We start from the raw sequence: 23,394 nt of genomic DNA, 5'->3' as shown, positions 1-23,394 counted from the left end.
GGCGTCCGTATTCCCTCCGCGGCTGTCACCTCTTAGGTCATCGCGTTGTTCCCGCGAGCGTTACGCCCAATCTGCGTGGCCCGAGTCACACCCCGTAAGCACTCAAAAGCGGTCAGACATGACCAGAGGTGGTCGGGTGGGGCCACGACCGGTGCTCATATGTCGTTTACCCGCACGATTCCCGATCGAACTCGCCAGTGGGGGTCCGCCGCAGGTGCGGAACGTTACGGTCCCGTTTGCGGGTGACCGGGGGGACCGGTCCGGGCGGATGAAGGCCGGACCGTGGGGCGAGGCCGCCTGGGCTCCGACGGCGGTCGAGGACGGCGGGAGCCGGGCTCCGACGGGAAGCGGTACGTCCGACGGGGAGCGGCACGTCCGACGGAGGACGGCGGTCCGACATCGACACCGGTACTGACACCACACCGACACCGACACCTGCGGGCGGCGGTACGCGACCGTCGTGCCGCCGGGCCCCGCCGAATCCCAGAAGGATCCGACGGGGTCCGGCGGCACACGGCTCGCCGGGCCGACCGGGGCCGCCGAGGGCTCACACCGCGACCGCGTCCGTCCTGTCGCGCTCCGCGTGCCCTCAGTGCTCGCGCGGCGCCGGCACCACACGTTCGACCTCGGGGTGGACCGTCAGCAACTGCCGCATGGCCGCCTCGGCCGCCCCTCCGTCGCCCGCGGCGAGGGCGTCGACGATCCGGGCGTGGTGCACGAGGGTCGACTCGTTCGGCCGGTCGCAGCCGGTGGCGGGAGCGCCGGAGACCTGGAGCGCCGCGGAGACGATGCCGGAGAGGTGCTCCAGCATGCGGTTGCCGGCGAGCTGGATGAGCAGCGAGTGGAACTCGGCGTCCGCGCGCGAGAAGGTCAGCGCGTCGCCCTGGGCCATGGCGTGACCCATGAGCTCGACCATGTCGCCGAGCCGCTGCTGGACGTCGTCGCGGCCGTGCCCGGCGGCGAGGCGGGCGGCGAGCGGCTCGATCGTCCAGCGCAGCTCGCTCAGCTCACGCCGCTGGTCGTCGCGCTGGGGGCCGAAGGCCCGCCACTCGATGATGTCCGGGTCGAGCAGGTTCCAGTCGCTGACCGGGCGGACCCGCGTGCCGACGTTCGGGCGGGCGCTGACCAGCCCTTTCGCCTCCAGTACGCGGAGGGATTCACGGACTACGGTGCGGGAGACCTCGAACCGCTGGCCGATCTCCTCGGGGACGAGCGGGCGGTCGGCACCGAGATCGCCGGAGACGATCATCTGGCCGAGCTGCTGGACGAGTTGGCCGTGGAGCCCGCGTCCACGGCTCCCGGCGGCACGACGGCCCACGCGCCCCAGCTCGGGGTCCGCGCCGTCCCAGGAGGGGAAGCCGACCCGGTCGACGCCGGGGTGCTCGGCATAGGGGTAGCGGTCGAGTTCGCCCGGTCCGGCGAGGCCGGAGTCGGCGGAGCGGGCGGCGGTCATCATGGTGTGCGCAAGGGTACTCACGCATCCTTTGTCGGCTGTGTTCTCAACTCCCTTGAGGTCTTTGGTGAAAAGCACACGAAAGGGTGATCGCTCACCCCGTCGCAATTGACGCCTTATCGGAAAGAAATGGGCGTCCTACGAGGAGTTGCGCACAGTGCGGCGACGGAAGAGCACGGAGGGTGAGCACGAAAGGGTGAGGGGGGTCATCATCGGACCCTGCCGCGCGCGGTCGTGAGCAGATAGGCCCCGAGCAGCGCGGTCAGTGACAACAGCAGCGCCCCGCCCTCGGGTTGGGCGATCGCCTGCGCCGCCGCTTCCACGTAGCGCTCACCCCCGAACGGCCACTGCGTCAGCAGGAGCTCACGCAGCCGCATCGGAAATCCGACCGCTTGTCGCACAGTCGGTCCCTCCAGAGCCTTCCGCATCAGGGGGACGACAAGGAGGGGGACGGCGACCACGGCCGCGAGTCCCGCGCTGGTGGAACGGAAGACCCCCGCTGCGAGCACCCCCGCCCAGGCACACCCGACCACGAGCCCCAGCCAACTCGCACCGAGTGGCAGCCAGTCACCCGGGACCGAGGTGAGTTCCGGTCCGTGCAGCAGGTACAGCACCTCCAGGTCGCAGCCGACGGTGAGCAGGGCCAGCAGCAGCCCGGCGGCGGCCGAGACGAGCAGTTTCGCCGCGAGCAGCCCCAGCCGGCGCGGCACGGGGCCGCGGTCGACGGCCAGCGCCGGGTACCGGAACTCGTCCCCGAAGGCGATCGCGCCGAGCAGCCCCGCCCCGACGGCCGCGGGCGGCAGCGGAAGCTCCCGCGGCCACGCGGCCAGGAGCCTCGGCTGCGGGGTGTGCCCCGTCCTGGCCAGCACCACGGCCATGACCGCGGAGAGGACGATCACCACAGCGGCCGTCACGTAACCGGTCGCGACCCCCGTGGCACGACGCAACTCGTACAGCACCGGACGCAGGGGATTCGGCGCCGGGCGCACGGTGATGGAGGGCGGGAGCGGGGGCAACGCACCGGCCTCGGCCGCACGGGGCTGTCGGCGCTCTCGCGGAGCGGCCTCGTCGTCATCGGCCGACTCCTGTGGCTCCTGCGGCTTCTGTGGCTCCTGCGGCTTCTGTGGCTCCTGTGGCTTCTCGGCGAAGTCACCGGCACCGTCTTCCCCCGGTTCCCCCTCGGCGGGCCGCGACGGCGCCGGTGTCGCGGCCGCTACTGCCGTCGCCGGCGTCGCCGGCGGCCCCATGTCACCGATCTCGTCCGCGAGTTGGTGGACGAGGATGCCGTGCCGGAACGCGGTCTCGCCGACCTCGGCGCATGTACTGCCGTACACCGAGAGCCTGTTGCCGCCCTCGCGGACGATCTCCACGGAACGTCGGGCGGTCCGGGCCTCCTTGGTGAGCAGGGCACCGAGCCGCGCGGCGTGCGGGGTGCGGACGGCCACGCGCGGGCGCAGGCGGGTGCGGGAGAAGTCGGCCACGTCCTGGTCGGCGACGAGTCGGCCCTGTTCGAGAGTGAGCACCCGGTCGGCGATCCGTGCGGCCTCCTTGGGGTCGCCGGTGGTGAACAGCACGGTGCCGCCCTGGGTCGCGTGTGCCCGCAGGATCCCGTGCAACCAACGCGCTTCGCGCACGGACAACCCGTGGACGGGTTCGTCGAGGACGAGGGTGTGCGGGTCGGTCAGCAGCGCACAGGCCAGGCCGAGTCGGCGGTCCATGCCCCGCGAGAGGGTGCTCAACCGTGCCTCGCGCAGGGCGACCAGGCCCACCACCTCCAGGACTTCGTCGGCCCGCCGCGCGGGCAGTCCCGCCGCCGCGCACAGCATCCGCAGATGACCGCGGACCGTGCGGGCCGGGTGCCCCGGCACCTCGCCGAGCAGAACACCCACCTCGCGGTCGGGGTGTGCGACGCGGTGCAGGGGACGGCCTCTGAAGTAGGTGATTCCGCGGCCCTTTTGGAGTTCGAGCATCAGCCTCAGCACGGTCGTCCTGCCCGCACCCGGCATCCCGAGGAGTGCGGTCACATGGCCGGGGTGCGCCTCGAACGACACGTCGTCGACGGCGGGCGGAAGCTCCTTGCGAGGGGGGCTGGTCAATCCGATGGCCTGGATCACCCGAAGCAAGATAGCGCGGTATGTCCGGTTTTCCGGGCACCTCGCGGCTCGCTTCGAGGCAGCGGGGTGGCAGCGGGCGAAGCCGGGTGCGACCGCCGGGCAGGCCACAGCCCCCTGGCGTGCGCCCCGTCGGACCTCAGACCTCGGGGCGGAGCATCGGCGGGTTGAGAAGGGTGGCGCCACCGGCTCGGAAGAGCTGGGCAGGACGGCCGCCCTGCCGGGTGGTCGTGCCACCGGTCGGTACGAGGAAGCCGGGCGTGCCCGTCACCTTGCGGTGGAAATTGCGCGGGTCGAGCGCGACGGCCCACACCGCCTCGTAGACACGGCGCAGCTCACCGACGGTGAACTCCGGCGGGCAGAAGGCGGTCGCCAGCGAGGAGTACTCGATCTTCGAGCGAGCACGTTCCACGCCGTCCGCGAGGATCTGGGCGTGGTCGAAGGCCAGTGGCGCCACCGGCTCCCCGTCCCGCCCGTAACCACCCTGCGCCAGCAACTCCTCGACGGGCGCCCAGCGCGCGCTGTTCGCGTCTCCGCCCGGGCGAGGTGCCGGGAGGTCGGGGGCGAGCGCGAGGTGGGCGACGCTGACGACTCTCATCCGGGGGTCGCGCTTCGGGTCGCCGTAGGTCGCCAGCTGTTCCAGATGTGCTCCGTTGTCCTGCGCTGGGGCGGACGGGTCGTGGGCGGTCAGCCCGGTCTCCTCGGAGAGTTCCCGTGCGGCGGCCTGCGCCAGATCCTCGTCGGGCCGTACGAAGCCGCCGGGCAGCGCCCACCGTCCCTGGAAAGGCTGTTCACCCCGCCGCACGGTCAGCGCGCACAGCGCGTGGCGGCGGACGGTCAGCACGACCAGATCGACGGTGACGGCGAAGGGCGGGTAGTCCGACGGGTCGTAGGGCATGCCGCGATCATAGTCGTCTTCCTGACGATAAACACTCCCTCCCGTGGTCGCTTCCGCCCTTGATCCGCTTCTGTCCGGCACCTGGTTCATGATCCACCCGGCATCTTCGCGAGATCCGCACAGGGCGTGGTCGATCATGTGTGAGCCGAGGTCATCCTCCCAACTGCAGGCCGTGGGCCGCTTCCTCGACCATGGCGAGCCCCAGTCTGCTGACGCGCACGGCGAAGGGGGCGCCGGCCACGCGCAGGCCGGTCAGGCCGATCTCGCCCAGGGGCGCGCTGCTCACCGGACGCAGCGTCACCGTGCCGGCGGGGGTGTCCGGACGGATGCCGACGAGCGTGGTGAGCAGCAGCACAGCCGAGGCCGCCGCCGTCGCGGCAGGTCTGCACGCGGCCGGATGCGGCAGCGGCGCTCCGCCGGCCGTGCGCTGCTCCCCCGCGTACATCTCCGGCAACCGGTGGCCGAAGCTGTCGGCCGCCGCCGGCACTCTCCGCAGCAGAGAAGCAGCCTCCTTCTCATGGCCCGCGGCCGCGAGCCCGGCGACCGCGATCGCCGTCTCCGGCACGCGCACGGCACCGCTGCGATGCCCGAACGGGTTGTACGCCGTTTCCTTCGCGCCGAGGCCGCGCAGCCCCCACCCGGAGTCCATAACGGGTCCTCCGAGCAGCCGCGCGAGCTGCTCGGTCCGCACCTTGTCGAGCAGGCCCGGAGCCTGGCGGCCTCCGCCGAGCAGTCCCGTGTCGAGGAGGTGGACCGTGGCCGCGCCCAGGTGCGCGACGAGACGCCCGTCGGGGTGCGGGCGGCAGCGGGTCTGCCGCCACCGCGGTCCTCGGCCCAGAAGTCCGCCGGGAACCGGGTGCGCAGCCGTATCGCCCATTCCCCCAGCTCGTCGCCGCCCGGTCGGCCGTACGCGTCGAGCAGGTCGGCGCCCAGCAGCGCGGCCCGGTGCGCGTGCGCCGGGGTCTCGCAGCGCAGCGGCCCGCCGGGGCCCGGGTCGGGCAGACAGGTCCCGGCCCGGGCGGTGGCCCGCAGCCACCGCAGACAGCGCTCGGCGACCGGCAGCAGTTCCTCCGTCTCCTGCTCGGGCAATCCCCAGCGCCGTGCCTCGGCCAGGAGCCCGGCGAAGAGGAGGGTGGCTTCGGTGCCGGTGCAACCGGGCGGCAGATGAGGACCCGCGTCCCTGCGTGGACCGGGGATCATTCCCGACTGGGCGACCGGGCCGCCGAGTTGGGTGCGGGCCAGGGTACGCAGGGTGCCCGCCGCGAGACGCGTGCCGAGGGGCAGCGTCATGCGCGCCGCGAGCCGCGATCAGGGCGTCGGCCGGGGCCATGCCGCAGCGCCAGGGCGCGCCCGCCGCGAGGTGGATGTCGGACGGGTTGGCGGGATCGCGCAGCAGCAGAGCCTCCAGGTCTTCCAGACAGATGCGCAGCAGTGCCACGGCACTGGGGTCGTCGCCCGCGGCCTCCGCCTGGGCGAGAGGGCTCGCGGCCCCGCGTCCCACCGGTCTGATGGGGCCCGCCCCGTCCGGCCGGGTGCGTTCGGCACCTGGTGGAGAACGGCGGTGGCGGTGTGGCGGGACGGGGCGCCGGCGAGGGCCCGCCGCCGATACCGCCCCACTCAGGTGAACGGAACGGCTCCGCGCCGGGTCACGGCCGTTCGCCCCGGGTCACGGCCGCTCGTCGACATGAGCCGCTCCAGGTCACGGCTGCTCGTCGACATGCGTCGCTTCCGGAGGCGTGTCCTGGCCGTCTGCGCCCCGGTGGGCCCGTGCTCGGCCGCGGGGGCCATCGGCGGGGCGACCCGAGCGTCGACCCCCCGGTGAGGTGCCCTCGGTGGAACGCGGACGGCGGGCCTGGGCCGTCCCGTCGAGTGCACGTCGGCCGGCGCGGGTGTCCGGGCTCCGCTCCGGTCGTGACCGGCGCCGACGCCGAGAGCCGGTGCCGCAGGGCTTCCCCGCGGGTGCCACGTCATCACCGGGCACCGCGGCGACCGTGTGCGTCGCCGCGCTCGGCTGCTCCGCTGCCTCCGGTCCGCCCTCGGCGCCTGCTTCCGTCGTGGTCGTCGGCCGCTCCCGTCCCCTGCGCTCCGCGCGGAGGCAACGGCGGATCGACTCGGGGTCGAGGCCCTCGTTGCACGCCTGGTGGAGGAGGCGGGCGAAGAGGTAGTCGCGATCGGCGGCAAGGGCCAGGGCGAGGGCTTCGCGGGCCTCCAACTCGTCACCCGTGGACCACGCCACCCAGCCGACCAGCGTGAGGGGCGCTGCGGCGTGCTCTCCGTAGGGGCCCACGCAACGGCGGGCCAGAGCGCGCCAGAGCCGGAGCGCGGGGCCCGCTTCGTCGCCCTCCATCCACTCGGCGGCCCGGTCCCGGGTCGCCCTGTCCTGGAGGCCCAGAATCATGGTCGCGGCGTCGTCGTGACCGATCAGCTCGTCGTCGCGCAGGTCCGCGTCGAGGCCGCCGGACATGCTCGGTGCGGCCGCGAGCCGCTCCATGGCGCGCCGGACCGCCGCGAGCGTCTCCTCCGCCACCTCGGCACGACTCTCCGCTTCCAGGATGCGCGGGACCAGGGCGGCCTGGGCGGTGTCGAGCGCGGCCTCCTGGCACAACGCCGCCGCGGTCTCCCACGGCAGGAGCCGCGCCCGCAACTCCCGGAGCGTGCCGCGCACTTGAAGGCCGGCGTAGGTCGCGGCGGCGGCCAGCACGGAGGTGCCGGGCAGTCCCATCGACTCCCCGTCCGGGGAACAGCATCCGTTGCCCGGGCAGCAGTAGGACCAGAAGCGGCCGTCCGAGATGCACAGGGCCTCGACCACCGGGACGTCGAGGGCACCGCAGGCCCTGCGCAGGAGCTGGGCCAGTGGTCGCAGCCGCTCCATGACGTCGCGCGCCGACTCGCCGACCGCCGGGTCCTGACAGAGGAAGGCGACCATGCTCTCCGGTTTGGCGCCCCGGCGCTCGCTGCCTGTCACCAGTCCGTGGGCCAGTTGCTGCGCGGCGGACGGCCAGTCGTCCGTCCTGGGCGGGATCCCGAGCCGGGCGCGCCCGCCGAACCGCCCCTTCGCCGGGCCGTCGTGCAGTGCGACGAGGACGATGCTGTCCTCGGGGCGATAGCCGAGGAGATACGGCAGAGCATCGGCGAGCTCGGCCGGGGTCCGCAGCGTGACCTGCTGCTCGCCACCGGGGCCGACGGCCGCGCCGTGCCCCATGGCAGGAGCGGTCCCCTCGGTTCCCGCGCCGTGCCCCGGGAGCGGCACCGCCCTGTCCGGCACCGCCCCGTGCCCCGCGGGCCCGCCTTGCGAGGGCTGATGCCGCAGCCCCCGGTCGTCACGCTCCACCTGACCCAGCGGTCCCCCGTCATCCCACTCCGCCCGAACCCGGGGCACCCCGTCATCCCACTCCGCCCGAACCCGGGGCTCCCCGTCATCCCACTCCGCCCGAACCCGGGGCACCCCGTCATCCCACTCCGCCCGAACCCGGGGCACCCCGTCATCCCACTCCGCCCGAACCCGGGGCACCCCATCGTCGCAGTCCGCCCGCGACCGGGGCTCCCCGTCACCACACTCCGTCCGAGCCCGCCTCCCCGCGTCGTCACGGTCCGGATGGGGCCGCCGCTCCTCGTCCTCGTACGCGGCGGCGGGGTCCCCGCACCCGACCCCGACCCATCCGTTCTGCCCGCTGATGTCGCTGTTGCCGGTGGTCCCGGCCGCTTCGTTGCGATTCGTCATGCGGCGACCATCTCGCGGATCTTGGAATTCCGCTTTGCCCTGTGGACAAGTCCGACCATGGCCACGTCATCAGATCATGACCACGTCAGAAGTTGTCCACAGATCCGCGCCGCTCGTCCGCACGATGTCCGAGGCATCGGCTTTCATGGGGCCATGAACGACGCGCACACGCCCACCATGAATCGTCGGCCGCCGGCTGCGGTCGGCTCAGTCCTCCCGCTGGCCGGCGGCGGAGACCGGCCGCCCCGAGCCGACCATGACGTCACTGTGCGGGGACCGGGCCTTGATCCGCGGGGCGGCAGCCCGTGCCGTCCCACCGGCGGAGGACGGATACAGCTCGGCGTGCCGGCGGCGGGGCGCGGCCCCGCTCAGGCCTCGGCCGCGGTGGGCAGCGGTACCCGCGCGTCGCTCCTGCCGATCACGGTCAGCTGGTGCGGTTCCACCAGGTACGGCTCGCACAGCCGGTAGACGTGGCTGAGGTGCTCGACGACCTTCTGCTCCTCGGGGTCGGAGGTGATCAGCGTGGACAGCAACCGCCACACGAAGTCGTCGAGGTCGGCGTCGACGTGGGCGCGGGCTCCCTCGACGTGGTCCTCGCCGAGGACGATGGTCCCTGCGCTTCACCGCGTCCGGTACTTCCGCCTGTGTGCGCGGGCGAGGGGAGTGCTCAGCCCGCCGTGGCGAGCACCAGGGGCAGGACCTGGCCGGCGCCAGCGCGGCGCAGCAGGCGGGCGGAGACGGCGAGGGTCCAGCCGGAGTCGGTGAAGTCGTCCACCAGCAGCACGGGGCCCGAGGCCGCGCCGAGGGCCCCGGCCAGTTCGTCGGGCACGGTGAGGACGGCGGAGAGGGCCTGGAGGTGCCGTGCGGAGTTGCTGCGCCGCCCCGTGTGCTCGCCGCCCTGGGCGGTGTAGGCGAGGCTGCCGAGGTACGGCAGGCGGCCGATGGCGGCGACGCGTTCGGCGAGCGAGGAGACGAGCCGGGGCCGCCGCAAGGAGGGCATGGCGACGATCCCGACGGGCCGGGCGGCGGAGCCGGGACCGTCGGACGCCCAGCCTTCCGGGGAGCGCGCCCAGTCGGCGAGGACGGTCACCACGGCCTTGAGGACGTCGTCGGGGACGGGTCCGTCAGGCGCGTTCTCGGCCAGCAGAGGGCGCAGCCGGTTGCCCCACCCGATGTCCGAGAGCCGCCCCAGGGCACGCCCGGTGGAGCACTGCTCACCGGCGGGGATACGGCCCTTGAGGTCGACGCCCAGGGCGGGCATCCCGGTCGGCCACATCCTGCGCGGCTCGACCTCCACGCCGGGGCGTGCCAGTTCCTGGGTCGCGCTGGTCAGCGTGTCCGTCGAGACGGAGGAGTCGACCCAGGCCCCGGCGCAGTTGTCGCACCGGCCGCAGGGGGCGGCACCCTCGTCGTCGAGCTGCCGGCGCAGGAACTCCATCCGGCACTCCGACGTGCTCACGTAGTCGCGCATGGCCTGCTGCTCGGCCGCCCGCTGCTTGGCGACCCACGCGTACCGTTCGGCGTCGTAGAACCAGGGCTCGCCGGTGGAGATCCAGCCGCCCTTGACCCGCTTGACCGCCCCGTCCACGTCGAGCACCTTGAGCATGGTCTCCAGCCGGGTGCGCCGGAGGTCCACGGACGTCTCCAGGGCCGGCACCGACAGCGGGCGTCCGGCCTCGGCGAGGGCCGTGAGGGTCTGCCGTACCTGCGCCTCGGGCGGGAAGGCGGTGTCGGCGAAGTAGCGCCAGATGGCCTCGTCCTCCTTGCCCGGCAGCAGCAGCACATCGGCGTGCGCCACACCGCGCCCCGCGCGCCCCACCTGCTGGTAGTAGGCGATCGGCGAGGACGGCGAACCGAGATGGACCACGAACCCCAGGTCCGGCTTGTCGAAGCCCATGCCCAGGGCGGAGGTCGCGACCAGCGCCTTCACCCGGTTCTCCTGGAGGTCGGCCTCGGCCTGGAGCCGGTCCGCGTTCTCCGTGCGCCCGGTGTAGGACGCCACGTCGAAGCCGCGCTGCCGCAGGAAGGCGGTGGCCTCCTCGGCGGCGGCCACCGTGAGCGCGTAGATGATCCCGGAGCCGGGCAGTTCCCGGAGGTGCTCCGCGAGCCAGGCCAGCCGGTGGGCCGCGTCGGGCAGGCGGACGACTCCGAGGCGGAGGCTCTCCCGCTCCAGTGGTCCTCGCAGCACCAGGGCCTCGCCGCCGCCGGTGCCCAGTTGTTCGGCCACGTCGGCCGTCACCCGCGCGTTCGCGGTGGCCGTGGTGGCCAGCACCGGTACGCCGGGGCGGAGTTCGGCCAGCATCGCCCTCAACCGGCGGTAGTCGGGCCGGAAGTCGTGTCCCCAGTCGGAGATGCAGTGGGCCTCGTCGACCACCAGCAGACCGGTGGTGGCCGCGAGCCGGGGCAGCACGTGCTCGCGGAAGTCCACGGAGTTGAGGCGCTCGGGGCTGACGAGGAGGACGTCGGCCTCACCGCGTTCGACCTCTCCGTAGATGGTCTCCCACTCCTCCGGGTTGGCCGAGTTGATGGTGCGCGCCTGGATACCGGCGCGCGCCGCCGACCCGACCTGGTTGCGCATCAGCGCCAGCAGGGGCGAGACGATCACCGTGGGACCGGAGCCGCGGCGGCGCAGCAGGGCGGTGGCGACGAAGTACACCGCCGACTTGCCCCAGCCGGTGCGCTGCACCACCAGGGCGCGCCTGCGCTCCTCCACGAGGGCCGCCACCGCCTGCCACTGGTCCTCCCGGAGCCTCGCCGACCCGGTGGGGTCGCCGACGAGCTCGGCGAGGATGGCGTCGGCTTCGGCACGGAGCTTCACGGTGTCCATGCCCCCATGCAACCCGATACCTCGGACAGTCAGCCACCTCACCCCCCGCGACCCCTCCCTCACGAGCAGCCACCGCCGGTCTCCCGCCCGGATCGCCGCGTCAACAGCGTGTTGCCGGCCGCCACCCGGGGCGTTGCCGACGACTCCCACAGGGCGGGGATATAAACGGTGGATCACCACAAAACCGCCAGTGGCCCCAATTGCTCGTTGCCGCAACCAAGTTCGGCAGGAAGAATTGAGGTCCGCTCCCCGCACGGCCCACCGGTGAACCGGTAGGGCTTCTGCTGCGGCGTGCGCTCCCCCAGTCCGACCCCGCCCGCAGTGTGGGCGCGTAGCCGAAGGGAGGATCGTGACCTTCGGATTCGCTCCGTCCTCGGCGGCCTCCATGTCGACGTCTGTCGACCTGTCCGCCGCTTCCGCCAACCGGTTGCTCGAGCCCGCGGAATGGTCCGCCGCCGGGATTCCGCTGCTGCGAAATCCCCGGGAGGTCGTCAGCGGACTGCACGCGCGCCATCAGCCGCGGCCCGCGACGGCGGTCATCGCCGTCCTGGACCCCGACGAACGGCTGCGGGCGAGCGCCTCGTTCATCAGGCGCCCGGCCCCGGCGGACGGCTGGATGTTCCGCAACGCGCTCCTCGCACAGCTACGCCGGGTCATCCCGCACGACCTGCGCCGGCGGGCGCCGGTCCGGACGGCGGTCCTGCTGTACTGCCGGGACGGGGACGCGCGTTGGACGGAGGAGGACGGAGCGTGGATGTGGGGGCTGCGGGACGCCTGCACCCTGCACGGACTGCGCTGCGGGGCGTACATCACGCTGACACGTGACGGCTGGCAGGTCCTCGGCGAGGGCCGCGGCGGCCGCCGCCCCCACGCGGACTCCCCGGCCGAGCCGTTCGCCACGGCCATGGCACCGCCGCCGATACCGCGGACCGGCGGGGTGGCCTCCGAGGTACTGCGCCGAGCGGCGGCCCGCTGACCCGGGGGCCTTCGGGCCCTCCGCCCCACCGGGCCCGGGGTGCCGGTCCGCATCGGGCCACGCGCGCGTACCCCGCCCCCACCGCGGGGCGCCCGCGCGCCCGCACGCGCCCTCGGGCGCCCGCAGCCGTACCCACCGAGCCTTGCCCGGTCCGCTCCGGTCCGGGCAAGGCTCGTCCTGCGCGCGGGCACGCGAAACACCCCGCCGGCACGCCGAGGCGTCCCGTCGCGGGGTGTGGCCGCCACGGCACCCTGGGGGCCGTGGCGGGCAGGCGCGGCTCCCGGTGTGCCCTGGCGGGCCACCGGAAGGGTCCGCGGTCGTTCAGACGCCGGCGCCCAGCACCGCGTTGATCTTCTGCGGGTCGCCGCAGACGATCAGCAGCGCACGCGCCCGCCCCAGGGCCTGGGGCAGCGTCTGCGCGGTGAGGTCGTCGGTGCCGCCGTTCAGGGCGACCACGACCACGGGACGCGGCGCGGCCCGCCCGACGGCGGAGGCGTCGGCGTAGAACACGTCGTCGCCCGCGTCGTGCTGGGCCCAGTACGCGCTCTCCCCGAAGGACAGCTCGTGGGCGGCCCACGGGTGCTGCTCACCGGTGGTGATCACCAGTACGTCACCGGGGGCGCGCCCCGACTCCAGCAGCAGGTCGACGGCTTCCTCCGCGGCGTCCAGCGCGCCCTCGGCCGAGGCCGGGAGCAGCTGGATCTGCGGGGTGGCGGCCGGAGCGGACGGCCCGGGCTTGGCCGCGGTGTGCGACGCGCGCTGGGCCGGCACCGGCCGGGCGGGACCCGGACGGCCGGGACGCGGCGCGGCCGCGGGACGGGGTCCGGGTACGGGACGGGGGGTCGGCGCGACGCGGCCGCTGGCCGGAGTGGCGCGCGGACCCTGGGCACTCTCGTGAATCTGAGGCTCCTCGGGAATGAGAGGCATGAGCTGATGTCTATCAAACGCCGCCACGAATCGCGTCGGCGGGTGGCACATGAGTGCGAACGAATCCGTCAGAAATCGAAGCCGAGCTGACCCTCGATCTCCGGAACGCTTCCGTCCACCCAGTTGCGGACCTTCTTGAGGTGCCGCCACTGGGGCAGCGCATCAAGATACGCCCACGACAACCGGTGGTGCGGGGTGGGTCCCCGCTCCGCCAGAGCGGCCTTGTGCACGGGCGACGGATAGCCGGCGTTGGCCGCGAAACCGAAGTCTGCATGCTCGACACCCAGTTCGGCCATCATTTTGTCGCGCTGAACCTTGGCGATCACCGAGGCCGCCGCGACGGCGACACAGGACTGGTCGCCCTTGATCACCGTACGGACCCGCCAGGGCGAACCGAGGTAGTCGTGCTTGCCGTCGAGGATGACCGCGTCGGGACGCACCGGGAGCGCGTCCAGGGCCCGTACGGCGGCGAGCCGCAGTGCGGCCGTCATCCCCAGGTCGTCGATCTCCTCCGGGGAGGCGTGGCCGAGTGCGTGCGACGTCACCCATGTCAGCAGCTCCTCGGCGAGCGCCTCGCGGCGCTTGACCGTCAGGAGCTTGGAGTCGGTGAGGCCCTCGGGCGGTCGGCGCAGTCCGGTGACCGCCGCGCAGACGGTGACGGGGCCGGCCCACGCGCCTCGCCCCACCTCGTCGACACCGGCAATGACCTTCGCTCCGGTCGTGGCGCGCAGGGAGCGCTCGACGGTGTGAGTGGGTGGTTCGTACGGCATGGCGCCCTTAGCCTACGCCGCCCGCGAGGCCGTACGACACCCAGGTTCCCGGGGTGGCCGCGGCCCGGCGGCCGGGCCGGGTCGGGTGTCCCGCGAGCGCGGCGGCGGCATCGTCAACTGGTGGATCGTCTCCGCCGTTTCCCGCTCGCTCCGTTCGCTTCCGCACAGCTTCGAGGGGTACGTCATCATGGCGGGAACCGCGTCGAGGACGGAGCCGTCGGACGCGCCGGGCCGGACCTCACCGCGCCTGGTTCCGAGCCCGACGGCCTCCCGCGGCAGCTTCACCGCGGGCTCGACGACCCGGTCGACGGTCACGGTGCGGAAGCGCTCGGCCTGGAGGGTGTCGCATTCGTGAATCACCGGACGCAGGGCGAGCCCTGGACGCGAGGACATCGCCTCGCGGGGACGGCGGGAGGGGGGACCCGCCGGGGGCCGATCGCCCCACTCGGCCTCCCTCAGCGCAGGAACGGCTCCGGCTCCCACTCCGGCTCACCGCAGGTCGGCCCACTCGTCGGCTCCCTCACCTCCGGCGCCACCGGCCGTTCCTCCAGGAGGCGCCGGGCCTCGGCCTCGCCCAGGCTCGTGGCGTACCAGGGGGTGTCCCGCTCCTCGTCCAGCTCGGCGTCGATGTCCCGTAGCGCGCACGAGCGCAGCGGCTCCTCCAGCCGGTCCAGGACGGGTACGGCGTCGGCCGACAGCCCTCTCGCGTACTCCAGGTCGAACCGGCCCGTGGTCTCGTACCGCTCGACGTTGCGCTCGGCGATCAGCTCGTCCGGCGACACGAACCCGAACGCGAGCACCGCGGCGAGGGCACTGGCCGCGACGGCCCGCGGCAGCAGACGGGCGCCCCACACCCCGGCCGCCATGATGAGCACGATGACCAGGCCGAGCCACAGTTCCATGGCCACCACCGAGATCCTCAACCGCGTCAGCCCGTAGGCATCCACGTACATGTCCATACGGCGCACGGCGGACGCCACGACGACGAGGGCCAGCGCGCACAGGGTTCCCAACACGGCCCGTACGAGCGTGCGGTCGCCCGGCCGGGTGCGCGGCGCCCAGCGCAGTGCCACCACGATCACGGCCAGAGTGAGCAGGGTGGCGGTGAGCAGCTGCCAGAAGCCCTGCCGGGCGTACTCGGCGTACGTCAGCCCGGTCTCCGCCAGCACCGCGTCGTAGCCCCCGAACAGCACGGCGAGCTGGACGGTGTTGAAGGCGGCGAAGAGGACGATCAGTCCGATCAGCGGGAGCGCCCACTCGGCGCGGCCGCGGGCCCGGCCGGCGGGCACCGGGACCCGGTCCCAGCGGGTCGGCGCGGCGGCCGTGCGGGCCGCGGCGAGCGTCCCGACGAGACCCAGCATCAGGAGCAGGATCCGCCAGGGCCCGTCCTCGGTGGAGACGTCGGGCACCAGGGCGCCGAGGAGGTCGGCGAAGGCGGCGTCCGCCTGGGCGAAGAGCACGCCGAAGACCAGCAGCAGCCCCGCGGCCACGGCGAGCGACCGCAGCACCGGGCCCACCCTGCTCCGGTCGCCGCCCGCGCGTTCCCGCAGCCCCTGCCAGGCCCAGGCGGGGCCGGTGACCACCGCCGTGAACACGCCGAGGGGGCCGAGCAGAACGGCCGGCCAGGTGCGGCCGCCGTGCAGGGCGAGCGAGCCCGCCGCGAGCGCGGTGACGACGGCGAGGAACGAGGGCCACTCGGCGGCCCGCACGGAGGGCACGACCAGCAGGGCGAGCCCACCCGCGCCCCAGACGAGCGACCAGGCGCGCGGCCGCCGGCCGGCCCGTACCCCGGCGAAGTACACGGCGAGCGTCGCGGGCACGGCGACGACCAGCAGGTTGACCGCGATCCCGTCCCCGAGCAGCAGCATGCTGAGCAGCCCGGTCGCCAGCGCTGCCCAGAGCGTCGCGGTACGGATCGGCGCGGGCTCCTCGACACCGGCTCCGGCCGCACGCCGCGGCGGGGGAACCGCCCCGCCGGTCACCGTCCCGGCCCCGCCGACTGCCCGCGCCGGCCCCGACCCGGCGACCGACCGCGCCGACTGCGACCGGGCGGCCGACCGGGCCGCCTCACCCCCGGCCACCGGCCGTGTCGCCTGCGACCCGGCACCCCGGGACGTGACGTCCGCCGTGAGCGCGGCGTCCGCGGAATCCGCGGACGCCGTACCCGCCGCATCGGCGGACACCGCCTCCGAGCCGGGTCCTTCGGCCGCGGCCCGTGTCTGGGGCGTTGGCCCGTCGGACCCGGACGGTGCGGGCGTGGACGGTGGTTCGGACACGGGTCCCCCTCCCCCGGCCGGACCACGTCGCCCGTCGCGCGCGGGATGCCGCTGCGTCGGAGGGCTCGTGGACCGGTGTCTGTGCGCCGCTCGTTGTCAAGATCAACAGCGGCGTGCGGGACAGGCTATGCGGGGCCGCCGACGATGGCGGAGGCCGAGAGCCACTCTGTGGCACGCCTGTGACACTGGGGGTTGGTTGTGGCGGCTGTGGCCCGGGGAAGCGGTCCCGTCGCCCCACAGCCGTCCTGCCGGAGCCCTCCGGCCGGGCTACGGCACAGGCGCCCAGTCGGGCAGTGGCTCCGTCTGTTCCAGCCAGCCCTCGGGAGGCGCCCCGTGCGTGCCGCCGGAGGCGACCACTCCCCCGACGATCGCGCAGGTCGTGTCGACGTCACCGCCGGCCTGGGCGGTGGTCCAGAAGGCCGTCTCGTAGTCACCGAGGGCGCGCGCGGCGGACCAGAGCGCGAACGGCACGGTGTCGTGCGCCGTCGTACGCCGGCCACATCCCAGGACGGCCGCGACGGTGTCCGCGTCGGCGTAGTCGAGCATGTCCCGGGCCCGTCGCAGCCCCGCGCCGACGGCGCTCTTCGGGACGAGCGCGATGACGCCGTCCAGCAGCGCCCCGGCGGTCGGGGGCCCCGCGGGGTCGGCCGCCAGGGCGGCGGCCGCGGCGACGGCCATGGCTCCGACGACGCCCTCGCGGTGCTGGTGCGTGGGGTACGCGGAGATCTCCGCCTGGTGCGTCGCCTGCTCGGGGTCGTCGGCGTACCAGGCGCCGAGCGGGGCGATCCGCATGGCCGCGCCGTTGCCCCACGAGCCCTGGCCGTTGAAGAGGGCGGAGGCCAGTCGACGCCAGTCGCCGCCCTCGCGGACCAGTCGCAGCAGACGGTTGACCGCGGGCCCGTAGCCCCGGTCGAAGTCGTGGTGCTCGGCGAAGGAGCGGGCCAGTTCGTCCTGGTCGATCCGGTGGTGGGCGGCGAGGACGGCCACCACGGAGCAGGCCATCTCGGTGTCGTCGGTCCACTGCCAGGGGCCGGGCGGCGTCTGTCGGCGCTTGAGCAGCGGATAGTTCACCGGCACGAAGTACTGCGAGCCCAGCGCGTCCCCCACGGCGAGGCCGCGCAGGCTGGCCAGGGCGCGCTCCAGGCGGCCTTCGGGAGAGGAGTCAGCGGTCATCGCCCTGCCACTCTAACCGGTGGCGCCGTACGATTCCGGGTCCCGCCAGCGCTCGAAGGGCCGGTCGATGGTGTACTTGCCGTTCTCCCCGAGGACGAGCATCCGCATCTCCGCGTTGCCCGGGTTCGACAGGGACTCGAACTCGGCGACCGTCCAGTGGAACCAGCGCATGCAGAACAGCCGCATGGCGAGCCCATGGGTCACGATCAGGACGTTCGGCGGGTGGTTCGGGTCCTCGAAACTGCGGAAGAGGCTCTCCAGGAAGTTGCCGACCCGGTCGTACACGTCGGCCCCGGACTCCCCCTGCGCGAAGCGGTAGAAGAAGTGGCCGTACGCGTCCCGGTAGGCCTTCTGGAGGCGGACCTGATCGGGGTCCTGCCAGTTGCCCCAGTCCTGCTCCCGCAGACGGGGCTCCTCGCGTACGCGGACCTGCTCGGGGTCCAGGTGGAAGGCCTGGAACGTCTCGTGCGTCCGGCGGTACGGGGAGACGTAGACGCTGACACGCTCCCGGCCGAACAGGTCACGGAGCCGTTTGCCGGTCTCCTCGGCCTGCTGCCAGCCCAGCTCGGTGAGCGCGAGGGCGTGGTCGGGCTCGCGTTCGTACACGGTGTCATCAACATTGCCCGTTGACTCGCCGTGCCGGACAAGGACGATGCGCCGTGGTCGTGCCATGCCAAAACCCTAAGGGGGACGAGGCCGTAACGAGCACCCGTCCGGGTCACCTACGGCGTAGATCACACGGATCCAGGCAGTCCGGTTCCCGCACCGGCACGAGTTCGGATGTCCAACTGCGCAGGCAGGTCCCTGTTCGCGTCAGACCGTCCAGCTCGGTTCCAGTTCCACGATGTCGCCCGCGAGCGCGGCGACATCCGCTTCTATCTGGGCCCGCAGGGCAAGGCGCTCGATGCGTTCGACCCGGTACTTGCCGTGCTCGGCGGCCGACTGCCACATGGAGAGGATCAGGAACTCATGGCCCGGCGCCTCGCCGAACAGGCCCCGCAGCATCCCCGGGGAACCGGCCATCGCGGGGTTCCACACCTTCTCCTGCATCAGCGCGAAGTGCTCGGCCCGCTCCTCGTGGACACGACAGTGCGCCACCCGTACGAGGTCGGCGTCCCCGAAGCGCGGCTCGAAGCCGGTCTTCACGTCGAAACGGTGGTCGAACAGCTTGACCTGCGCGTCCTTGTGGGTGCCTGCCTGCGACGCGGCGAGGCGGTCGTGGGAACGGGCCATGAAGGAGTCGTAGAAGGCACGGCTCTCCCAGAACGAGAAGATGTGCGCCACCCCCGGCCGTGCCCGGCTCCAGCCCCCACCCTGTCCACGGAATCCCGGCTCCCCCAGAAGCCCCGCCCACTTTCGCTGCCCCCGCTCGAAGCCGCGGCGGTCGACCACGGTGCAGCGAATCCACTTGACCAGCACCGCGCCATGGTAAGGCCACGGAGCGTGGCGCCGGTCACTCGCCGACGGGCCGTGGCCCCGGCGAGCGTCGGGGCGCGCATGGGAGGATGGGCAACTGGCCTGGACTGGGGAGCAGTTCGGCCCTCATGCACCGGAGAACGGGGAGGAGAGTTCTGTTGAACGGCCTCAACAAGGGCATCCGCAAGGTCGAGGTGTCACTGAAGTGGGATCCGAGCCCCGCCGGCCAGCCGCCCACGGACCTCGACATCGTCGCGGCGACCTACCCGGCGGCCGACCCGAGCGGCGATCCCGCCTACGTCGTGCACTTCGACAGCCGCTCGCCCGACGGCACCATCACCCTCAACCGTGACAGCAGGACCGGTCAGGGCTTCGGCTGGGACGAGGTGATGACGGTGGAGCTGAACCGCCTCGACAGCCGGTACGGGCGCGTGGTGATCGGCGTCGCCATCCAGCAGGGGGCGAGCCCGAGGACCTTCGGTGACGTCGGCAAGCCGGCGCTGCGCATCCGCGAGGACTACACCGTGCTGGCCGAGGACGACTTCGCCTCGGTCCGGGGCTCCACGGCCGCGGTCGTAGCCGAGTTCGTCCGGGACGGCTCCGGCTCCTGGAGCTTCCTCCCCGGCCTCCGGGGCCATGACGAGGACCCGGCGACCTTCGCCCGCGTGATGGGCGCCCCGCGCGCCTCCTGACGCGCCGCGCCACGCACGCCGAAGGGCGGCACAGCCATGAGCCGTGCCGCCCTTCAGTGCTTCAAGGCGTCAACTGGTGTCAGCTGCAACCACTGGTCGAGCCGCAGCCCTCGCAGATGTAGCAGGAGCCGGCCCGCTGCATCTTCGTGCCGCAGGAGAAGCAGAGCGGGGCGTCGGCGTGGATGCCCAGCTGCATCTCCACCAGCTCGGCGCTGGTGTGGGCCTGCTTCGGGGCGGGCTTGGCCGCCTCGGCCTCGGCCCGCGGCGTGGCCACGGCCTTCAGGTCCGTCTGCCGCGGGGCCGACTGGGCCAGGCCCTCGACGTCCACGTCCTCCTCGGCGGGCTCGTACGAACCCGTCTCCAGGTGGCGCTGACGCTCCTCGGCGGAGTGGATGCCGAGCGCGGAACGCGTCTCGAAGGGCAGGAAGTCCAGCGCCAGGCGGCGGAAGATGTAGTCGACGATCGACTGGGCCATCCGCACGTCCGGGTCGTCCGTCATACCGGCCGGCTCGAAGCGCATGTTGGTGAACTTCGAGACGTACGTCTCCAGCGGCACGCCGTACTGGAGGCCGACGGAGACCGCGATGGAGAAGGCGTCCATCATCCCCGCGAGGGTGGAACCCTGCTTGGACATCTTGAGGAAGACCTCGCCGAGACCGTCGTCCGGGTAGGAGTTGGCGGTCATGTAGCCCTCGGCGCCGCCGACGGTGAAGGACGTGGTGATGCCGGGCCGTCCCTTCGGCAGGCGCTTGCGGACGGGGCGGTACTCGACGACCTTCTCGACCGCGGTCCGGATGGTTTCCTCGGCCTTCTCGGTGATCTCCGTCTTCTCCGACTCCTTGGTCTTGGCGGAGAGCGGCTGGCCGACCTTGCAGTTGTCGCGGTAGATCGCCAGCGCCTTGACGCCGAGCTTCCAGGCCTCGAAGTAGATCTCCTCGACCTCCTCGACGGTCGCCGTCTCCGGCATGTTGACCGTCTTGGAGATGGCGCCCGAGATCCACGGCTGGATCGCTGCCATCATGCGGACGTGGCCCATCGGGGAGATGGCCCGCTCGCCCATGGCGCAGTCGAAGACCTCGTAGTGCTCCTGCTTCAGGCTCGGGGCGTCGATCACATTGCCGTTCTCGGCGATGTGGGCGACGATCGCCTCGATCTGCTCCTCCTGGTAGCCCAGGCGGCGCAGGGCCTGCGGGACCGTGCCGTTGACGATCTGCATCGAGCCGCCGCCGACCAGCTTCTTGAACTTGACCAGCGCAAGGTCCGGCTCGACACCGGTGGTGTCGCAGGACATCGCGAGGCCGATGGTGCCGGTGGGGGCGAGCACCGAGGCCTGCGAGTTGCGGAAGCCGTTCTTCTCGCCGAGGCGGAGCACGTCCTGCCAGGCCTCCGTGGCGGCCGCCCAGACCGGGGTGTCAAGGTCGTCCATGCGCACGGCGGTGCCGTTGGCGTCGGAGTGCTGCTTCATGACGCGGTTGTGGGCGTCGGCGTTGCGGGCGTAGCCGTCGTACGGGCCGACGACCGCGGCCAGTTCGGCGGAGCGGCGGTAGGCCGTGCCGGTCATCAGGGAGGTGATGGCGCCGGCGAGGGCGCGGCCGCCGTCGGAGTCGTACGCGTGGCCGGTCGCCATGAGCAGGGCGCCGAGGTTGGCGTAGCCGATGCCGAGCTGGCGGAAGGCGCGGGTGTTCTCGCCGATCTTCTGGGTCGGGAAGTCCGCGAAGCAGATCGAGATGTCCATCGCGGTGATGACCAGCTCGACGACCTTCTGGAACCGCTCGACGTCGAAGGACTGGCTGCCCTTGCCGTCGTCGTTCAGGAACTTCATCAGGTTCAGCGAGGCCAGGTTGCAGGACGTGTTGTCCAGGTGCATGTACTCGCTGCACGGGTTCGACGCGGTGATCCGGCCGGACTCGGGGCAGGTGTGCCAGGTGTTGATGGTGTCGTCGTACTGGATGCCGGGGTCGGCACAGGCCCAGGCGGCCTCGGCGATCTTGCGGAACAGCGCCTTGGCGTCGACCTGCTCGATGACCTCACCGGTCATCCGGGCCCGCAGACCGAAGTCGCCGCCGGCTTCGACGGCCTTCATGAACTCGTCGTTCACCCGGACCGAGTTGTTGGCGTTCTGGTACTGGACGGAGGTGATGTCGTCGCCACCGAGGTCCATGTCGAAGCCCGCGTCGCGCAGGACGCGGATCTTCTCCTCCTCCTTCACCTTGGTCTCGATGAAGTCCTCGATGTCCGGGTGGTCCACGTCGAGGACGACCATCTTGGCGGCGCGGCGGGTGGCACCGCCCGACTTGATCGTTCCCGCGGACGCGTCGGCGCCGCGCATGAAGGAGACCGGACCGGAGGCGTTGCCGCCGGAGGAGAGCAGTTCCTTGGAGGAACGGATGCGGGACAGGTTCAGGCCGGCGCCGGAGCCGCCCTTGAAGATCATGCCCTCTTCCTTGTACCAGTCGAGGATCGACTCCATGGAGTCGTCGACGGCCAGGATGAAGCAGGCGGAGACCTGCTGGGGCTGCGGGGTGCCCACGTTGAACCAGACGGGGCTGTTGAAGCTGAAGATCTGGTGCAGGAGGGCGTAGGCCAGTTCGTGCTCGAAGATCTCGGCGTCGGCGGGCGAGGCGAAGTACTTGTAGTCCTCACCGGCCTTCCGGTACGTCTTCACGATGCGGTCGATGAGCTGCTTCAGGCTCACCTCGCGCTGCGGGGTGCCGACGGCGCCCCGGAAGTACTTGCTGGTGACGATGTTGACCGCGTTCACCGACCAGAACTCGGGGAACTCGACGCCACGCTGCTCGAAGTTGACCGAGCCGTCGCGCCAGTTGGTCATGACGACGTCACGGCGCTCCCAGGCCACCTCGTCGTACGGGTGCACGCCGGGGGTGGTGTGGATGCGCTCGATACGCAGGCCCTTGCTCGCCTTGGTGCCCTTGGCGCGGGAACTCCGTGCCGGACCGCTCGCCGTCTCTGTCATGCCGCCTCCCTGTGTCGGGCTGAAACGCCCTGAAGTGCCACTTTGTTCCTGTGACACGGTGTTCTGTCTGGTGTCGCGACCCGGCTCGCACAGCCGTCCGCGACAGGTTTCGATCGCCGCCGGCCATCCGGTCCCGGTGGTCCGGAGGTGCGGCCCGCCCTCAGTCGGCGGCGTTGGCGGGCACGGGGACCTGGACAGTCCCTCCGGACCCGCGGTCGTCCTCCCGGCACCCCTCGCCCGCACGGTCGACGCCGTCGTCGTCCGCGTCGGGGCGCTTGCCCTCTTCCCTGAGTTCCGCGATGGCGGCCTCGAAGTCCTCCAGCGAGTCGAACGCCCGGTAGACCGACGCGAACCGCAGGTAGGCGACGAGGTCGAGTTCCTGCAGCGGTCCGAGTATGGCCAGCCCCACGTCGTGGGTGGTCAGTTCGGCGCTGCCGGTGGCGCGCACCGCCTCCTCGACCCGCTGGCCGAGCTGGGCGAGCGCGTCCTCGGTGACGGGCCGTCCCTGGCATGCCTTGCGGACGCCGTTGATGACCTTGGTACGACTGAAGGGTTCGGTCACGCCGGACCTCTTGACCACCATCAGCGAGCACGTCTCCACCGTCGTGAAACGACGGGAGCAGTCCGGGCACTGGCGGCGCCTGCGGATCGACGTGCCGTCGTCCGTCGTACGACTGTCGACGACACGGCTGTCGGGGTGCCTGCAGAAGGGACAGTGCATAACTCCAACCCTCCTCACAGCACGACTCAAAAGCCCCACGAGGCTCTCGGGCCCCGCGGAAGCAGCCCCAAGCATAGGGGATGACCTTGAGCCCTCAGACCGGGGGGACCACAACTTCTGGGATGTTGTAGCAATCCAAGCACTAGATGTAGGGCTTGGCACGTAAATCCCCACACGACGCGCGTGTCGCACCCGCACCAGCGAGCGCCAGGCGAAGGAGCCGTCGCGGAGCGCGTCCGGGCCGTCGCGGAACGGACCCGGCCCGGACGTCACGGACCGGAACGGACCGGACCGTGAGGGAACCGGAGAAAGCCGGGTACCGGTACCCGGCGGGAGGGGCGGGGAGTGGCAGACTGTGCCGCGCGGCGACAGCGGCCCACGAAGCCTCCACCCCTGCGGTGCCTCCGCCCCGGCGGTGAAGAGTACAGCAATCAGCTGTTTTGTCCGTCGAGAGCAGCG

General features: G+C 72.5%; 17 protein-coding genes and 1 pseudogene. 2 read left to right on the top strand and 16 right to left on the bottom strand.

Translation table 11 applies throughout. The features are described from left to right. Nucleotides 1–589 precede the first annotated feature (589 nt). The 7 genes and pseudogenes from GSY65_RS27875 to GSY65_RS27845 all read right to left on the bottom strand — a co-directional run bounded on the left by GSY65_RS27875 (nt 590) and on the right by GSY65_RS27845 (nt 11,010). On the bottom strand, nt 590–1,477 hold the full coding sequence (locus tag GSY65_RS27875; protein ID WP_159773793.1) for a FadR/GntR family transcriptional regulator: 888 nt from the start codon (nt 1,475–1,477) through the stop codon (nt 590–592). A 185-nt stretch (nt 1,478–1,662) separates the two neighbouring features. After that, nucleotides 1,663–3,567, bottom strand: a complete 1,905-nt coding sequence (locus GSY65_RS27870) for an ABC transporter ATP-binding protein (protein ID WP_159773791.1) — start codon at nt 3,565–3,567, stop codon at nt 1,663–1,665. A gap of 136 nt (nt 3,568–3,703) precedes the next feature. Next, on the bottom strand, nt 3,704–4,462 hold the full coding sequence (locus tag GSY65_RS27865; RefSeq protein WP_055715528.1) for an NUDIX hydrolase: 759 nt from the start codon (nt 4,460–4,462) through the stop codon (nt 3,704–3,706). Nucleotides 4,463–4,613: 151 nt separating this feature from the next. After that, nucleotides 4,614–6,002, bottom strand: a pseudogene (locus tag GSY65_RS27860) (glycogen debranching N-terminal domain-containing protein); the annotation flags it as partial. A gap of 159 nt (nt 6,003–6,161) precedes the next feature. Further along, entirely contained in the window at nt 6,162–7,664 is a 1,503-nt protein-coding gene (locus tag GSY65_RS27855) for a DUF4192 domain-containing protein (protein ID WP_159773789.1), read from the bottom strand. Between the two features lie 887 nt (nt 7,665–8,551). Beyond that, nucleotides 8,552–8,716 (bottom strand): hypothetical protein, encoded by a 165-nt coding sequence (locus GSY65_RS27850; RefSeq protein WP_159773787.1) that lies wholly within the window; start codon nt 8,714–8,716, stop codon nt 8,552–8,554. Nucleotides 8,717–8,850: 134 nt separating this feature from the next. Beyond that, a complete protein-coding gene (locus tag GSY65_RS27845; RefSeq protein ID WP_159773785.1) occupies nt 8,851–11,010 on the bottom strand; it encodes a RecQ family ATP-dependent DNA helicase in 2,160 nt (719 codons plus the stop codon). A gap of 349 nt (nt 11,011–11,359) precedes the next feature. Between GSY65_RS27845 and GSY65_RS27840 the strand changes: the two genes are divergently transcribed. Continuing rightward, nucleotides 11,360–11,986: a hypothetical protein gene (locus GSY65_RS27840; RefSeq protein WP_159773783.1), complete on the top strand. Its 627-nt coding sequence runs from the start codon at nt 11,360–11,362 to the stop codon at nt 11,984–11,986. Between the two features lie 321 nt (nt 11,987–12,307). Here GSY65_RS27840 and GSY65_RS27835 read toward each other — a convergent pair whose 3' ends face one another. From GSY65_RS27835 to GSY65_RS27805, 7 genes are all read right to left on the bottom strand, one after another. Further along, nucleotides 12,308–12,913: a hypothetical protein gene (locus tag GSY65_RS27835; RefSeq protein ID WP_159773781.1), complete on the bottom strand. Its 606-nt coding sequence runs from the start codon at nt 12,911–12,913 to the stop codon at nt 12,308–12,310. Nucleotides 12,914–12,981: 68 nt separating this feature from the next. Further along, entirely contained in the window at nt 12,982–13,683 is a 702-nt protein-coding gene (locus GSY65_RS27830; RefSeq protein WP_159773779.1) for a ribonuclease HII, read from the bottom strand. A 12-nt stretch (nt 13,684–13,695) separates the two neighbouring features. Next, entirely contained in the window at nt 13,696–14,076 is a 381-nt protein-coding gene (locus GSY65_RS27825; protein ID WP_236580092.1) for a hypothetical protein, read from the bottom strand. Between the two features lie 62 nt (nt 14,077–14,138). Further along, on the bottom strand, nt 14,139–15,599 hold the full coding sequence (locus tag GSY65_RS27820; RefSeq protein ID WP_236580261.1) for a DUF4153 domain-containing protein: 1,461 nt from the start codon (nt 15,597–15,599) through the stop codon (nt 14,139–14,141). 627 nt (nt 15,600–16,226) lie between these two features. Next, nucleotides 16,227–17,132: an ADP-ribosylglycohydrolase family protein gene (locus GSY65_RS27815; protein WP_159773775.1), complete on the bottom strand. Its 906-nt coding sequence runs from the start codon at nt 17,130–17,132 to the stop codon at nt 16,227–16,229. A gap of 12 nt (nt 17,133–17,144) precedes the next feature. Next, nucleotides 17,145–17,804: a histidine phosphatase family protein gene (locus tag GSY65_RS27810; RefSeq protein WP_159773773.1), complete on the bottom strand. Its 660-nt coding sequence runs from the start codon at nt 17,802–17,804 to the stop codon at nt 17,145–17,147. A gap of 141 nt (nt 17,805–17,945) precedes the next feature. Next, entirely contained in the window at nt 17,946–18,551 is a 606-nt protein-coding gene (locus GSY65_RS27805; RefSeq protein ID WP_159773771.1) for a YdbC family protein, read from the bottom strand. A 155-nt stretch (nt 18,552–18,706) separates the two neighbouring features. Between GSY65_RS27805 and GSY65_RS27800 the strand changes: the two genes are divergently transcribed. After that, nucleotides 18,707–19,240: a TerD family protein gene (locus tag GSY65_RS27800; RefSeq protein ID WP_236580091.1), complete on the top strand. Its 534-nt coding sequence runs from the start codon at nt 18,707–18,709 to the stop codon at nt 19,238–19,240. Between the two features lie 79 nt (nt 19,241–19,319). Here GSY65_RS27800 and GSY65_RS27795 read toward each other — a convergent pair whose 3' ends face one another. After that, nucleotides 19,320–22,214 carry a vitamin B12-dependent ribonucleotide reductase gene (locus tag GSY65_RS27795; RefSeq protein ID WP_159773767.1) on the bottom strand — a complete coding sequence of 965 codons (2,895 nt, stop codon included), beginning with the start codon at nt 22,212–22,214 and terminating at the stop codon, nt 19,320–19,322. Nucleotides 22,215–22,374: 160 nt separating this feature from the next. Next, complete coding sequence (gene nrdR, locus GSY65_RS27790; protein ID WP_159773765.1) at nt 22,375–22,935, bottom strand: transcriptional regulator NrdR; 561 nt, start codon at nt 22,933–22,935, stop codon at nt 22,375–22,377. Nucleotides 22,936–23,394 lie beyond the last annotated feature (459 nt).

Origin of the sequence: Streptomyces sp. HM190 (assembly GCF_009857135.1) — a bacterium.
GTDB lineage: Bacteria > Actinomycetota > Actinomycetes > Streptomycetales > Streptomycetaceae > Streptomyces > Streptomyces heilongjiangensis.
This window is presented reverse-complemented; position numbering and strand designations above follow the sequence as displayed.